This is a genomic window from Clavibacter michiganensis subsp. tessellarius (assembly GCF_021922985.1).
Lineage (GTDB): Bacteria > Actinomycetota > Actinomycetes > Actinomycetales > Microbacteriaceae > Clavibacter > Clavibacter tessellarius.
On record NZ_CP040788.1, the window covers coordinates 1861875 to 1875985 of the forward strand.

Annotated in this window: 13 protein-coding genes; 7 read left to right on the forward strand and 6 right to left on the reverse strand. The window is 72.8% G+C overall.

Features of this window, described 5'->3' with window-relative positions:
• Nucleotides 1–31: 31 nt before the first annotated feature.
• The 3 genes from FGG90_RS08565 to FGG90_RS08575 all read right to left on the reverse strand — a co-directional run bounded on the left by FGG90_RS08565 (nucleotide 32) and on the right by FGG90_RS08575 (nucleotide 2822).
• Nucleotides 32–529 (reverse strand): HNH endonuclease, encoded by a 498-nt coding sequence (locus FGG90_RS08565; RefSeq protein ID WP_094128038.1) that lies wholly within the window; start codon nucleotides 527–529, stop codon nucleotides 32–34.
• 354 nt (nucleotides 530–883) lie between these two features.
• On the reverse strand, nucleotides 884–1720 hold the full coding sequence (locus FGG90_RS16140; protein WP_272930223.1) for a C40 family peptidase: 837 nt from the start codon (nucleotides 1718–1720) through the stop codon (nucleotides 884–886).
• Nucleotides 1721–2123: 403 nt separating this feature from the next.
• Nucleotides 2124–2822, reverse strand: a complete 699-nt coding sequence (locus FGG90_RS08575; protein WP_094128034.1) for a metal-dependent transcriptional regulator — start codon at nucleotides 2820–2822, stop codon at nucleotides 2124–2126.
• A gap of 121 nt (nucleotides 2823–2943) precedes the next feature.
• Here FGG90_RS08575 and serC point away from each other — a divergent pair, with 121 nt between their 5' ends.
• A complete protein-coding gene (gene serC / locus FGG90_RS08580) occupies nucleotides 2944–4062 on the forward strand; it encodes a phosphoserine transaminase (protein ID WP_094128032.1) in 1119 nt (372 codons plus the stop codon).
• Between the two features lie 76 nt (nucleotides 4063–4138).
• On the opposite strand, the gene FGG90_RS08585 is transcribed toward serC, so the two are convergent.
• Together FGG90_RS08585 and FGG90_RS08590 are read right to left on the reverse strand one after the other, a co-directional pair.
• The gene (locus tag FGG90_RS08585) at nucleotides 4139–4846 is read right to left on the reverse strand and encodes a DUF3027 domain-containing protein (RefSeq protein ID WP_237583270.1); all 708 of its coding nucleotides are present in this window, start codon (nucleotides 4844–4846) and stop codon (nucleotides 4139–4141) included.
• Complete coding sequence (locus FGG90_RS08590; protein WP_086517722.1) at nucleotides 4839–5222, reverse strand: cold-shock protein; 384 nt, start codon at nucleotides 5220–5222, stop codon at nucleotides 4839–4841. The genes FGG90_RS08585 and FGG90_RS08590 overlap by 8 nt, the downstream gene beginning before the upstream one ends.
• Before the next feature lie 201 nt (nucleotides 5223–5423).
• Between FGG90_RS08590 and FGG90_RS08595 the strand changes: the two genes are divergently transcribed.
• The 6 genes from FGG90_RS08595 to FGG90_RS08620 all read left to right on the forward strand — a co-directional run bounded on the left by FGG90_RS08595 (nucleotide 5424) and on the right by FGG90_RS08620 (nucleotide 12229).
• Nucleotides 5424–5693, forward strand: a complete 270-nt coding sequence (locus FGG90_RS08595; protein WP_094128026.1) for a hypothetical protein — start codon at nucleotides 5424–5426, stop codon at nucleotides 5691–5693.
• Nucleotides 5694–5703: 10 nt separating this feature from the next.
• Nucleotides 5704–7587: a helicase-associated domain-containing protein gene (locus FGG90_RS08600; RefSeq protein ID WP_094128023.1), complete on the forward strand. Its 1884-nt coding sequence runs from the start codon at nucleotides 5704–5706 to the stop codon at nucleotides 7585–7587.
• Between the two features lie 20 nt (nucleotides 7588–7607).
• On the forward strand, nucleotides 7608–9248 hold the full coding sequence (locus FGG90_RS08605) for a DNA repair helicase XPB (protein ID WP_094131431.1): 1641 nt from the start codon (nucleotides 7608–7610) through the stop codon (nucleotides 9246–9248).
• A 77-nt stretch (nucleotides 9249–9325) separates the two neighbouring features.
• Nucleotides 9326–10018, forward strand: a complete 693-nt coding sequence (locus tag FGG90_RS08610; protein WP_012039163.1) for a response regulator transcription factor — start codon at nucleotides 9326–9328, stop codon at nucleotides 10016–10018.
• Nucleotides 10019–10126: 108 nt separating this feature from the next.
• On the forward strand, nucleotides 10127–11893 hold the full coding sequence (locus FGG90_RS08615) for a sensor histidine kinase (RefSeq protein WP_237583272.1): 1767 nt from the start codon (nucleotides 10127–10129) through the stop codon (nucleotides 11891–11893).
• A 45-nt stretch (nucleotides 11894–11938) separates the two neighbouring features.
• Nucleotides 11939–12229, forward strand: coding sequence for a WXG100 family type VII secretion target (locus FGG90_RS08620; RefSeq protein ID WP_063071387.1), 291 nt, complete (start codon nucleotides 11939–11941; stop codon nucleotides 12227–12229).
• Nucleotides 12230–12368: 139 nt separating this feature from the next.
• Here FGG90_RS08620 and groL read toward each other — a convergent pair whose 3' ends face one another.
• Nucleotides 12369–13988, reverse strand: coding sequence for a chaperonin GroEL (groL, locus tag FGG90_RS08625; protein WP_043673543.1), 1620 nt, complete (start codon nucleotides 13986–13988; stop codon nucleotides 12369–12371).
• Between the last annotated feature and the right edge of the window lie 123 nt (nucleotides 13989–14111).

Here is a 14111-nt window from a genome sequence, read left to right on the forward strand (position 1 = left end):
GCGGGGCGCACGCCGCCCGCGTCGCCCCGGGTCAGGCGGCGGGTGCCAGGAACTCGTCCCAGCCGGGCGCCGGACGCTCCATGCCGCTGACGACCCAGCCGCTCCCCTGCGGGGCGCGCGGCGCGGTGCGCAGCGTCCACCCCATCTCCTCCGGCGTGCGGTCGCTCTTGCGGTTGTTGCACGACAGGCAGCAGGCGACGAGGTTCTCCCACGTGTCCTTCCCGCCGCGCGAGCGGGGCAGGACGTGGTCGATGGTGGTCGCGTTCCGTGCGCAGTACGCGCAGCGGCCGCCGTCGCGCCGCAGGACCCCGCGGCGCGAGACGGGCACGCGGCGCGCGTGCGGGATCCGCACGTACCGCGTCAGGAGGATGACCGACGGGCGGCCCCACGCCCCTCCGCTCCCGAGGATGGGGTTCTCCTCGTCCTGGGCGAGCATGGTGGCCTTGCCGCTCAGCACGAGCACCAGGGCCCGCTTGAACGACACGACGGCGAGCGGCTCGAAGCCCGCGTTGAGTACCAGTGTGCGCACGACATCCCTCTCAGACCGGCCTGGACGGCTTCCAGGAATCCGAATGAGGCGTCCCCGCCCCCGGGAACACGCGAAGGCACCGCCGAGTGCTCGGCGATGCCTTCAGGAGAGCGGGTGACCGCTCGGGTGGACCAGGTGGATGCCCACCCGGGGATGGTGCCGATGACCGTGGCGCACGTGCGCATCCATGGTGCGGATGTCGCGTGCGGTGGTCATCGGGGCTCCCGGGCGGGTCGAGGGACGTCTCACCGCACAGGGTAGCCCAGCGATCCCCGTTTGTCCCGGGTGGACGACGGAGGCCGGCGGCGCATCGGGTGGATGCGTGCCGCCGGCCTCCGGAGGTCGGTGCGCGGGTCAGCCGAGGAGGCGGACGTAGTGCACGTTGGAGCTCCACACCGGGCGCTCCTTGACGTGGTCGCCGGGCTTGGGCGCGTCGATCATGATGCCGTTGCCCGTGTAGATGCCGTCGTGGCTGCCGTCGTTCCAGACGACGATGTCGCCGGCGCGCGCCTCGGAGGCGGGGACCGTGACGCCGGCCGCGCCCTGCGCCCGCACGGAGTGCGGCAGGTTCAGGCCGAACTGCGCGAACACGTACTGGACGAGGCCGGAGCAGTCGAAGCCGGCGGGGGTGTTGCCGCCGAAGACGTAGGGCACGCCGAGGTACTGGCGGGCGACCGCCGCGACGCCGGTGGCCGACGTGCCGGGGTAGATCGGGTTCTGCGCGATCTGCGACGCGGAGGCGCCCGTGTAGCTCGTGGCCGACGAGGCGAGCTGCGTGCGGCGCTGCTCGGCGAGCGCGGCGCGGGCGGCGTCGGCCTTCTGCGCGTTGAGCTCCGCGACCGTGGTGGCGGTGAAGCCCTCCTCGACCGGGGCGGACGACGCGTTGTCGGCGGTGACGACCTGCGCGTTGGCGGCCGTGTAGTCCTGGAGGGAGGTGCCCTTGACGTTCGCGGTGTGCTCGATGGAGGCGCCGGTGGCGTAGGCGGGGAGCGCGAGCGCCCCGATGACGCCGGTGACCACGGTCATGACGAAGACGTTGGCCGTCTTCGTGCGACGGGAGCGGGGCGCGGGCGCCGGGCTCAGGCGGGGTGCGGGTGCCTGGAGCGTGCGGGCAGCGGAGTCGCGACGGGGCCGGACGGCCTTCGCGGTCTCCGCGGCGCGGAGCTCGCGGCGGGTGGGGAGGCGATCCATCCCGGGTGCGGGCGGTCGGGTCGGGTCGGACGGGTTCCCGACGGAACCGCTGATGTCACCATGGGCCAAGTTGTCAACCTCCTGCGTCTCGACGCCGGGCATGCTGGCGCCCCGTCCCTCCAAGGTCGTCGAGGGGTACACGCGCAGGGGACGGGTGTCGAGACGCCCTGCACCGGGCCCGGGACCTCTGTGGTGGTCGGTCGGGCCTGTTCGAGAGTAAGGGACAGGCCCCCGTTTGTCATCCTGAGGGACCATCTTTCTAACGAATCCATAACGGGAGACGTCATCCTCGCGAGGGATGCGGAGCAGAACCCCCGGTGAGCACGGTGTGCCGTGCGCGTGTGCCCAGTCCGGGGGTGGTCCTGTGGATCCGCCGACCGCAACCGGCCCCGCGGGGCGCCGGTCAGCGCTCGATGAAGATGTGCCCGGCGACCTCGAGCGGCAGCTCGAGCCCGGACTCCGCGTCGTCCACGCGGACGAGCACGTAGGCGCCGTCACGGGAGAACGAGCCGGATGCGCCGGGCAGCACGCCGGCCTGCTTGAGCTGAGAGAGCAGCTCGGGGTCGAACTGCACGGGCTCGCCGAGGCGGCGGACGACGCCGCGCGCCGGGGCGTCCGCGGTGACCCCGAGGGTCGCCTCGACGATGCTGACCACGCCGGCCATGAACGCGACGGCCGGGGAGTCGCCCAGCTCGTCGAGGCCCGGGATGGGGTTGCCGTACGGCGACTCGGTGGGGTGCCCGAGGAGGTCGAGGATCTTGCGCTCCACCTGCTCGCTCATCACGTGCTCCCAGCGGCAGGCCTCGTCGTGGACGAACTCCCACTCGAGCCCGATGACGTCGCTGAGCAGGCGCTCCGCGAGGCGGTGCTTGCGCATCACGTGGACGGCCTTGCTGCGGCCCTCCGGCGTGAGCTCGAGGTGCCGGTCGCCGCTGACGACCACGAGGCCGTCGCGCTCCATGCGGGCGACGGTCTGCGAGACGGTGGGGCCGGAGTGCCCGAGGCGCTCGGAGATGCGCGCCCGCAGGGGCACGATGGCCTCCTCCTCGAGGTCGAGGATGGTGCGGAGGTACATCTCCGTCGTGTCCACGAGATCAGTCATCGGGGCCTCCCTTGCGCCAGCGACCAGCCTACTTCCCCGGGTGCCGGATGACCGGCGCGGGGGCGGCCGCGGCGCCGGACGGACTCCGGGGCGCGCGCAGGCGTTCCCCTAGCATTGCCGCATGCCGACCACGACGATCCCCACCGAACTGCTGCCCCTCGACGGACGATTCGGCTGCGGCCCGTCCAAGGTCCGCCAGGCGCAGCTCGACCACCTCGCGCTCGCGGGCGCGCAGATCCTCGGCACCTCCCACCGGCAGGCGCCGGTCAAGGACATGGTCGGGCGCGTGCGCGCCGGGCTCTCCCGCCTGTTCCGCCTGCCCGACGGCTACGAGGTGGTGCTGGGCAACGGCGGGTCCACCGCGTTCTGGGACGCCGCGGCCTTCTCCCTCATCGAGCGCCGCAGCCAGAACCTCGTCTTCGGGGAGTTCGGCGGGAAGTTCGCCAAGGCCGCGGCCGCGCCCTTCCTCGAGGCGCCCGACGTGATCACGGCCGATCCCGGCAGCCGCGCGTCCGCGAACCCGGTCGAGGGCGTGGACGTCTACGCCTGGCCGCACAACGAGACCTCGACGGGCGTCATGGCGCCCGTCACCCGCGTGCACGGCGACGACGGCGCGCTCACGGTCGTCGACGCCACCAGCGCCGCCGGCGGCATCGACTTCGAGGCCGCGCAGGCCGACGTCTACTACTTCGCCCCGCAGAAGAACCTCGCGAGCGACGGCGGCGTGTGGCTCGCGCTCTTCTCCCCCGCGGCCCTCGAGCGCGTCGAGCGCATCGCGGCGTCCGGGCGGTGGATCCCCGAGTTCCTCAGCCTCAAGAACGCGGTCGACAACTCGCGCCTCGACCAGACGCTCAACACCCCGGCCCTCGCCACCCTCCTCATGCTCGAGGACCAGCTCGACTGGATCGAGCGCGCCGGCGGGCTCGCCTGGGCCGACGCGCGCACGCGCGAGTCCTCGGCCGTGCTCTACGACTGGGCCGAGCGGATCGACTACGCACGGCCGTTCGTGACGGATCCCGCGCACCGCTCGCAGGTGGTCGTCACGATGGACTTCGACGACGCCGTGGACGCGGCCGCCGTCGCGAAGACGCTCCGCGCCAACGGCGTGGTCGACACCGAGCCCTACCGGAAGCTCGGGCGCAACCAGCTGCGCGTCGCGACCTTCACGGCCATCGAGCCCGACGACGTGCGGGCGCTCGTGCGCTGCATCGAGTTCGTGGTGGAGCAGGGCGCGGGCTGATCCCGACCCTCCCGTGCACGACGACGGCGGCGGTCCCCTCGGGGGCCGCCGCCGTCGTCGTCATGCGGGACTCGGGTCAGCGATCGGCGCCGTCGAAGCTCGTGTCGTCGTCGTCGTCGTCGTCGTCGTCGTCGTCATCGTCATCGTCATCGTCATCGTCATCGTCGTCGTCGGGTGCCGGGGCGCCCTCGAAGTCGACGCCGTCGAGGACGTCGTCGGCGTCCTCCGCGTCGTCGTCGGAGGCGTCGTCCGAGTCCTCGTCGTCGTCCGACTCGTCGTCGTAGTCGTCGTCGGATCCGGACTCGGCCGCGAGGCGCTCCGCCTCCTCGTCCGCCTCGATCCCCGCCAGCCGGTCGGACCAGGGCAGCCACTCGGGCGAGAGCAGCGCGCCCTCGCCGGGCATGAGCTCGGCCTCGAGGACCGTCGGCGCCGCGTCGTCCACCCGGGCGAGGGTCACGGTCCAGTACCAGCCGGGGTAGCCCGCCATGGTGTTCGCGAAGAGCAGGGAGAGCACGCGATCGCCCTCGACCGTGGAGCCGGCCGGGTCGCCGACGGTGTCCGCGGGCGTGATCTCGAGCAGCGCGGCGCGCGCGAGGTCGACGGCGGCGAGCAGCTCGGCGTCGGGGACGGCCGGTGCGGCCGGCTCGTCGGCGGCCGCGTCCGGGGCGCCTCCGGCATCAGCAGCGTCACCGGCGTCCGCGGGCGCGGGCGCCAGCGGCGTCTCCTCGGGCACGTCACCCGTCGTCGTCTCCTCGACGGTCTCGTCCTCCACGCGATCAGGCATCGAGCTCCTCCGCGACCCGGCGCAGCAGCGCCGCGATCTTCCGGCTGTGGGCGTCGTCCGGGTACCGGCCGCGCTTGAGGTTGGTGCCGATGCCGTCGAGCACCTTCACGAGGTCCTCCACGATGACGGCCATGTCGTCGGCGGGCTTGCGGGACATGCGGACGAGCGAGGGCGGGGCGTCGAGGATCCGCGCGGACAGCGCCTGCGCACCGCGCTTGCCGTCGGCGATGCCGAACTCGAGCCGGGTGCCGGCCTTCACGCCGGCGACGCCCGAGGGCAGGGCCGACGCGTGCAGGAATACCTCCTGGCCGTCGTCCGAGCTGATGAACCCGAACCCCTTGTCCTCGTCGTAGAACTTCACCTTGCCGGTGGGCATGCGATCCTCTTCCCTCGCCCCTGCCAGGGGCTCCGCGCCCCGGTCGGGGCTCGATGTGCTGGTGGGCGGTCCAGTCTATTCGCCCGTGCCCCGCGCGGCCCGGGTACGGACGCCACCCTCGACGGCGACCTGCCGGGGCCGACGCGATCCCGATCCCCATGCCGACGCGCCCGGGCGGGCACCACGGCGTAGTCTGAGCGGATGGCATCCGAGACCGCACCGAGCGAGGGACGGGCCGAGCGCATCCTCGCGTACATGCTCGCCGGGATCCTGCTGGTCGCCGTGCTGAGCATCCTCGCGATCCTCCTGGCCCCGCTGATCGCGGTCGACGCGTCGCAGTACAGCACCCCCGTCTGGCAGGTGATCCTCCTGCTCCCGGCGGTCGGCATCCCGATCGCGGCGCTCCTCTTCATCGCCATCCTCGTCATCAGCGTCCGTCGGCGGCGTCGCATGGACGGCACGTCCCGCTAGCGGGACGACCATGACCGACGCCCTCGTGCTCGCGTCCCGCCTGCGTGCGCTGGACGACGATGCGCTGGCCGACCTCGTCCGCGACCGCGGCGTCGACGCCGCGCGCGTCGACGACCTCTTCGACCTCGCCGACGCGCTCCTCGCCCCGGATGCCGTCGCGCGGGCCCTCGAGCAGCTGGACCGCACCTCCCTCGCCGTCCTCGCCGTCGCCTGCGCCGAGGGCGCGGCCTCCCGGCGCGTCCCCCTGTCCGTCGTCCGCGACGCGATCGCGCGGCGGTCGGGCGAGGACCCGGTCGACGCGGAGGTCGTCGCCGACGCCGCCCGACGCGCATCCGCGACCCTCCTCGCGGGCCTCGACGAGGACGGGATCACGACGCATCCCGAGGTGCAGGCGGAGCTCGCATCCTGGCCGGACGCGGGCCGCCCCGGCACCGACGAGCTCGCCCGCCTCTCCCCTCCCGCCCCGCTCGCCGCCGTGCCGAGCGGCGACCCGGACGAGGTGGACCGCCGTGCCGGCGAGAGCGCCTTCGCCTCGGTCGTCGCCGTCGCCGCCCTCGTGGACGAGCTGGCGCGGGAGCCCGCCCGCGAGCTGAGCCGCGGCGGCATGTCGCTGCCGGACGCGCGGCGCCTGTCGGCCGCGCTCGCGGTCGACCTCGACGGCGTCCCCGTGCTCCTCTCCATCGCCGCCCGCGCCGGCCTGGTCGCCCGGGCCGGCCGCGCCTGGTCCGCCACGGGCGCCGCGGCCGAGTGGTCGGCGCTCCCGACCGCCGAGCGCTGGCGCGCGCTCGCGTCCTCCTGGCTGGATGCGCTGGCCCCGACGACGCGCGAGATCCTGGCCGAGCGGGCCGACGCCGAGTGGGGGCCCGGCCTCGTCGACGGCGTGCTCTGGCGCTTCCCCGGCGGATCCGCGTGGATCGCCGATCGCATCACCGCGTTCACCCGGGACGCGGGCCTCCTCGGCATCACGACGGGCGACGTGCCCAGCTCGGCCGGCCGCGCCCTCCTCACCACGGGCGCGGACTCCGCGGCCGCGGAGCTCGCCGCGCACCTGCCTGCGGAGGTGGACCGGGTCTACCTGCAGCACGACCTCACCGTGGTCTCCCCCGGCCCGCTGGATCCGCGCGTCGAGTCGCGCCTGCTCGCGGTCGCCGACGTGGAGGGCCGCGGGCTCGCCGCCAGCTACCGCATCTCGGCCGGATCCGTCGCCCGCGCCCTCGCCGCCGGCGACTCCGGCGACGACATCCGCGCGTTCCTGGCCGGCGTCTCGCTGACCGGGATCCCGCAGCCGCTCGACTACCTCATCGACGAGGCCGTCGCGCGCTTCGGCCGCCTCCGGATCCGGCCCGCCGACCTCCCCGGGGCCCCGGACGCCCGGACGTCCGTGCTCTCCGACGACGCTGCCCTCCTCGCGACCCTGCTCGTCGACCGCGACCTCTCCTCCCTGCGCCTCGTCCGCCTCGACGACGCGACCCTCGCCTCCGCCGCGACGCCCGACGCGGTCGAGCGGGCCCTCGTCGCCGCCCGCCTGGGCCCCGTCCGCGAGGACGCCGAGGGCCGGCCGGTGGCGCCCGTCGTCCGCGCGACGACCGGGCGGTCGCCCGCCGCGGATCCCGGACCCGACCCCGCCGACGCCCTGGTGGCCCGCGTCCGCGCCGCCGACGGCCCGGACGACGGCACCGCCTGGACGACGCGGCAGCTCGAGGTCGCGATCCGCGCGAAGGCGGCCCTCTCCGTGCGGGTCCGCCTGCCCGACGGCCGCGAGGTCGACCACGTCCTCGAGCCCGCGAGCGTCGCCGGCGGGCGCCTGCGCGCCCGAGACCGGGTCGCCGACGTCGAGCGCACTCTGCCGCTCTCGAGCATCGTCTCCCTCTCCCCCCGGCCGATCCCCTCGTGAGCGCGCCTAAGCTGGCGAACGTGTCCGACGGCCCCCTGATCGTCCAGAGCGACCGCACCGTCCTCCTCGAGGTCGCCCACGCGGACGCCGAGGACGCGCGCCACGACCTCGCCGTCTTCGCCGAGCTGGAGCGGGCGCCGGAGCACATCCACACGTACCGGATCACGCGGCTCGGCCTCTGGAACGCCCGCGCCGCCGGCCACACCGCGGAGGACATGCTCGCCACGCTCGAGCGCTACTCCCGCTTCCCCGTCCCACAGTCCGTCACGGTCGACGTGACCGACACCGTGGGGCGCTACGGCCGCCTCGTCATCGGCCGCGACGCCGACGGCGGCCTGCAGGTGTCGAGCACGGAGAGCGCGGTGCTGTCCGAGATCGCGAGCGCCCGCCGCATCGCCCCGCTGCTCACCGAGCGCGTCGACGCGATGACGTACCGCGTGCAGGACTGGGCGCGCGGCCAGCTCAAGCAGGAGCTCGTGAAGATCGGCTGGCCCGCCGAGGACCAGGCGGGCTACACGCCGGGGACGCCCCACGACATGGCGCTGGTCGAGGACGGCTGGACCCTGCGCGGCTACCAGACGGACGCGGTCGACCACTTCCTCGACGGCGGATCCGGCGTGGTCGTCCTCCCCTGCGGCGCCGGCAAGACGCTCGTGGGCGCGGCGGCGATGGCGCGGGCCAAGACGACGACCCTGATCCTCGTCACGAACACCGTCTCCGCCCGCCAGTGGCGCACCGAGCTCCTGAAGCGCACGACGCTCACCGAGGACGAGATCGGCGAGTACTCGGGCCAGTCGCGCGAGGTCAAGCCGGTCACCATCGCGACGTACCAGATCCTCACCGCCAAGAGGAAGGGCGAGTACGCGCACCTGGCGCTCCTCGACGCGCTCGACTGGGGGCTCGTCGTCTACGACGAGGTGCACCTCCTGCCGGCGCCCGTCTTCAAGCTCACCGCCGACCTGCAGGCCCGCCGCCGCCTCGGGCTCACGGCCACGCTCGTCCGCGAGGACGGCCGCGAGGGCGACGTGTTCAGCCTCATCGGCCCGAAGCGGTTCGACGCCCCGTGGAAGGAGATCGAGGCGCAGGGCTTCATCTCCCCCGCGGAGTGCTTCGAGGTGCGCATCGACCTGCCCGACGACGCCCGGCTCGCGTACGCCGCGGCCGCGGACGACGAGCGCTACCGCCTCGCCGCGACCGCGCCGGCGAAGCTCGACGTGACGCGCGCGCTGGTCGAGCGGCACCGCGGCGAGAGCATCCTCGTCATCGGGCAGTACCTCGACCAGATCGACGAGCTCTCCGAGGCCCTCGGCGCGCCGAAGCTCACGGGCGCGACCCCCGTCGCCGAGCGCGAGCGGCTCTACCAGGCCTTCCGCGACGGCACCGAGAAGGTGCTCGTCGTGAGCAAGGTCGCGAACTTCTCGGTCGACCTCCCCGACGCGACGGTCGCGATCCAGGTGTCCGGCTCCTTCGGCTCGCGGCAGGAGGAGGCGCAGCGCCTCGGCCGCCTGCTGCGCCCCGAGGCGTCCGGCCTGTCCGCCAGCTTCTACACGCTGGTGTCCCGGGACACGGTCGACCAGGACTTCGCGCAGAACCGGCAGCGCTTCCTGGCCGAGCAGGGCTACGGCTACACGATCCTCGACGCGGCCGGCATCGCCGCCTGAGCGCTCGGACGCGTCCTCGCCACAGGCTGTTAGCCGCGTCCAGGCAGCTCCCAGCGAGCGCGCAGATACTTCATCCCATGAGCGATGGCCCGAAGATCCTTATCGTCGATGACGAGCCCAACATCCGCGACCTGCTGACCACGAGCCTCCGGTTCGCCGGGTTCGCGGTCCGCGCCGTCGGCAACGGCGCCCAGGCCATCTCGGCCGTCCTCGAGGAGGAGCCCGACCTGATCATCCTCGACGTGATGCTGCCGGACATGAACGGCTTCGGCGTCACCAAGCGCCTCCGCGCCGCCGGCTACACCGCGCCGATCCTCTTCCTCACGGCGAAGGACGACACCGAGGACAAGATCACGGGCCTCACGGTCGGCGGCGACGACTACGTCACCAAGCCGTTCAGCCTCGACGAGATCGTGGCCCGCATCAAGGCCATCCTTCGCCGCACCATGCACGCGGACGAGGACGCCATCATCCGCGCGGGCGAGCTCACCATGGACCAGGACACCCACGAGGTCCTCGTCGGCGAGGAGCCCATCGAGCTGAGCCCCACCGAGTTCAAGCTGCTCCGCTACCTCATGCTCAACCCGAACCGCGTGCTCTCGAAGGCGCAGATCCTCGACCACGTGTGGGAGTACGACTTCAACGGCGACGCCGGCATCGTCGAGTCCTACATCTCCTACCTGCGCCGCAAGCTCGACCAGCACTCCTCGGAGCCGGTCATCCAGACCAAGCGCGGCTTCGGCTACATGCTGAAGGCCGCCAAGTCCTGACCCGCCCGACCCCCGCCGGGTCGCGCACCTCCTGATCGGCCGGACGCCCGCTGGGCGCCCGGCCGATCCCACATCCGGCGTCGCCTATCCTCATGGGACACGGTCACCATGACGGAACACGAGGTGCGGCCAGTGCACGACTACGTCTCGGAGAAGTGGAACAACGTCTCCCTGCGCACCAAGATCACGGGCGTCACGGTGCTCCTGCTCCTGCTCGGCCTCCTCGTCTCCGGCGCAGGAACCATGTACCTGCTCCGGCAGCAGATGGTGATCCAGCTCGACGCGCAGCTCCGCATCGCCGCGACGCAGCTCCCGAAGATCCTCGGCACCGACCAGGCGACGCCCGAGACCTTCACCCAGGACGACGTGGAGACGGCGGACTCCACCTACTTCGTGCTGCTGCTCGACGCCCAGGGCGACGTCATCGCCGACAACTGGGCCGGGGGCTCCGCGTCCCACCCGCGCGTCTTCGACCTCGACCTCGCGCGCGCCTCCGAGCGCAACGAGCAGATCGTCCAGTTCTCCGACAACGCCGGGAAGGCCACCTGGCACGGCATCGTGCGGGTGTCCCAGAACGCCGGGCCGAACACCACCGCGTACTCGACGCTCATCGTCGCCAAGCCGCTCAGCGAGGTCGACGACCTCGTGGCGACCTACATCGTGATCTTCGCGAGCTTCGGCCTCGCCGTCGTCGTGCTCGGGGCGGCGGTCACGCGCATGCTCGTCACGAGCACGTTCGGCCCGCTGCGCCAGGTGGAGCGCACCGCCGCGGCCATCGCCGAGGGCGACTTCGGCCAGCGCCTCGGCGGCGCCACGCCGAACACCGAGGTGGGGCGCCTCAACCGCTCGCTGAACACCATGCTCAGCCGCATCGACCGCGCCTTCGCCGACCGCGCCAAGACGATCGACCAGATGCGGCGGTTCGTGGGCGACGCGAGCCACGAGCTGCGCACCCCCCTCGTGTCCGTGCGCGGCTACGCGGAGCTCTACCGGATGGGCGCGCTGCAGACGCCCGAGGATGTGTCGCAGGCCATGGAGCGCATCGAGAAGGAGGCGATCCGCATGGGCGGGCTCGTCGAGGACCTCCTCGAGCTGGCGCGCCTCGACGAGACGAAGCCGCTGCAGCTCGCCCCCGTGGACCTCTACCCCATCGCCCGCGACGCCGCGCTCGACGCGATGGCCTCATCCCAGACGCGCACGGTCACCGCGCTCCCGCCCGTGCTCGTGAACCCGGTCGGTCCGATCCTCGACGCCGACGGCCTCGAGCCCACGCAGGAGATGTCGCCCGACGCCCTCCGCGGCGCCGCGGCCGGGAACGACGTCACCGGCCCGATCGCCTTCGCGGGCGCCACGCTGTCCCGGCTGCGGGCACGACGCACGCGCCGCCCGGGCGAGACGGCGACCGACGCGCTCGCCGCCGTCTCCCCCGACGCCGGTGGCGCCCCCGCCGCCGAGGGCTTCGCCATGGTCTCGGCCGAGGAGAACAAGATCCGCCAGGTGGTCACGAACCTCATCGGCAACGCCGTCCGGTTCACGCCCGCCGGCAGCCCGATCGAGCTCGCGACCGTCGTGGACGAGCGAGCTCGTGAGGCGCGCATCGAGGTGCGCGACCACGGCGACGGGGTCCCGCCGCAGATCCGGGAGAAGATCTTCCAGCGGTTCTGGCGCGCCGACACCTCGCGCACCCGGGAGACCGGCGGAAGCGGCCTCGGCCTGGCCATCGTGTCCGCCATCGTCGCGGCGCACCGCGGCCGGGTCGACGTCGTGGAGACCGAGGGCGGCGGCGCCACCTTCCGCGTCATCCTCCCGCTCCTCCCCAGCTCGGACGCCCCTTCGCCCTCCACCACGACGCCGCAGACCGACCCCGCCGACTGAAGCGCCCCTAGCCTCCGGTCGTCCGTCGACCAGGAGGAGGAGCACATGACGAGGTACCAGGTGGACAGCGAGGCTGTCCTCAGCGCGACCGCGGCGGTCCAGGGCAGCATCGGCCGCATCCAGGCGGAGGTGTCCGGCCTGCACGGCCAGCTGGCGGATCTGCAGGGCTCGTGGTCCGGGAGCGCCGCCACCGCCTTCCAGGGCGTCGTGGCGGAGTGGAAGGGCACCCAGCAGCGGGTGGAGGAGGCTCTCGCGAGCATCAACCAGGCGCTGAGCTCGGCCGCCCGGCAGTACGCCGAGGTGGAGGAGGGGAACGCGCGCATGTTCGCGCACTAGGGCTCCCCACCACCCGGATCGGTCGCGCGGCCGGCTCCGGGAGGGGAGCACGACGAAGCGGGCGGCCCCGGAGGGACCGCCCGCTTCGTCGTGCTGGTGGTGATGCGGGGCGGGAGCGTCGCCGCTCCCGCCCGGGGGACTAGAAGTCCATGCCGCCCGTGGGGTCGCCGGCCGGAGCCGGGTTCTTCTCGGGCTTGTCGGCGACGACGGCCTCGGTCGTGAGGAACAGACCGGCGATGGACGCCGCGTTCAGCAGGGCCGAGCGCGTGACCTTCACCGGGTCGTTGATGCCCGCGGCGAGCATGTCGACGTACTCGCCCGTGGCGGCGTTGAGGCCGTGACCCGAAGGGAGGTTGCGGACGCGCTCGGCGACGACGCCGGGCTCGAGGCCCGCGTTGATCGCGATCTGCTTGAGCGGAGCGTCGACCGCGACGCGGACGATGTTCGCGCCGGTGGCCTCGTCGCCCTCGAGCTGGAGCTTCTCGAACGCGAGCTTGCCGGCCTGGATCAGCGCGACGCCACCACCGGCGACGATGCCCTCCTCGACGGCGGCCTTCGCGTTGCGGACGGCGTCCTCGATGCGGTGCTTGCGCTCCTTGAGCTCGACCTCGGTCGCCGCGCCGGCCTTAATGACCGCCACGCCGCCCGCGAGCTTCGCGAGGCGCTCCTGGAGCTTCTCGCGGTCGTAGTCGCTGTCGGTGTTGCCGATCTCGTTGCGGATCTGCTGCACGCGGGCCGCGATCTCGGTGGCGTCTCCGCCGCCCTCGACGATCGTGGTCTCGTCCTTGGTGATGACGACCTTGCGGGCCGTGCCGAGCAGGTCGAGGGTGACGTTCTCGAGCTTGAGGCCGACCTCCTCCGCGATGACCTGGCCGCCGGTGAGGATCGCGATGTCCTGCAGCTGCGCCTTGCGACGGTCGCCGAAGCCGGGGGCCTTGACGGCGACCGACTTGAAGATGCCCCGGATCTTGTTCACGACGAGCGTGGCCAGGGCCTCGCCGTCGACGTCCTCGGCGATGATGAGGAGCTGCTTGCCCGACTGGATGACCTTGTCGACGATCGGCAGCAGGTCCTTGATGTTCGAGATCTTCGAGTTGACGATCAGGATGTACGCGTCCTCGAACACGGCCTCCTGGCGCTCGGGGTCGGTCACGAAGTACTGCGACAGGTAGCCCTTGTCGAAGCGCATGCCCTCGGTGAGCTCGAGCTCGGTGCCGAAGGTGTTCGACTCCTCGACGGTGACGACGCCCTCCTTGCCGACCTTGTCGATCGCCTCGGCGATGATCGCGCCGATGGTGGAGTCGCCGGCGGAGATGGACGCGGTGGCGGCGATCTCCTCCTTGGTCTCGATCTCCTTCGCGGCGGCCTTGAGCTCCTCCGTGACGGCCGCGACGGCCTTCTCGATGCCGCGCTTGAGGCTGATGGGGTCGGCGCCCGCGGCGACGTTGCGGAGGCCCTCGCGGACCAGGGCCTGCGCGAGGACGGTCGCGGTGGTGGTGCCGTCGCCGGCGACGTCGTCGGTCTTCTTGGCGACCTCCTTGACGAGCTCCGCGCCGATCTTCTCGAACGGGTCGTCGAGCTCGATCTCCTTGGCGATGGAGACGCCGTCGTTCGTGATGGTGGGGGCGCCCCACTTCTTCTCGAGGACGACGTTGCGGCCGCGCGGGCCGAGGGTCACGCGGACCGCGTCGGCCAGGATGTTCAGGCCGCGCTCGAGGCCGCGGCGGGCTTCTTCGTCAAAAGCGATGATCTTAGCCATGTGTATCTCTCGTCCCTCCCGGACGTCAGGAAAAAGGCAGTCGTCTAGCACTCCCCGTGAGGGAGTGCCAGAGACGATTCTGGCACTCGCCCTACGGGAGTGCAAGCGAGCCGCTCACAGGCG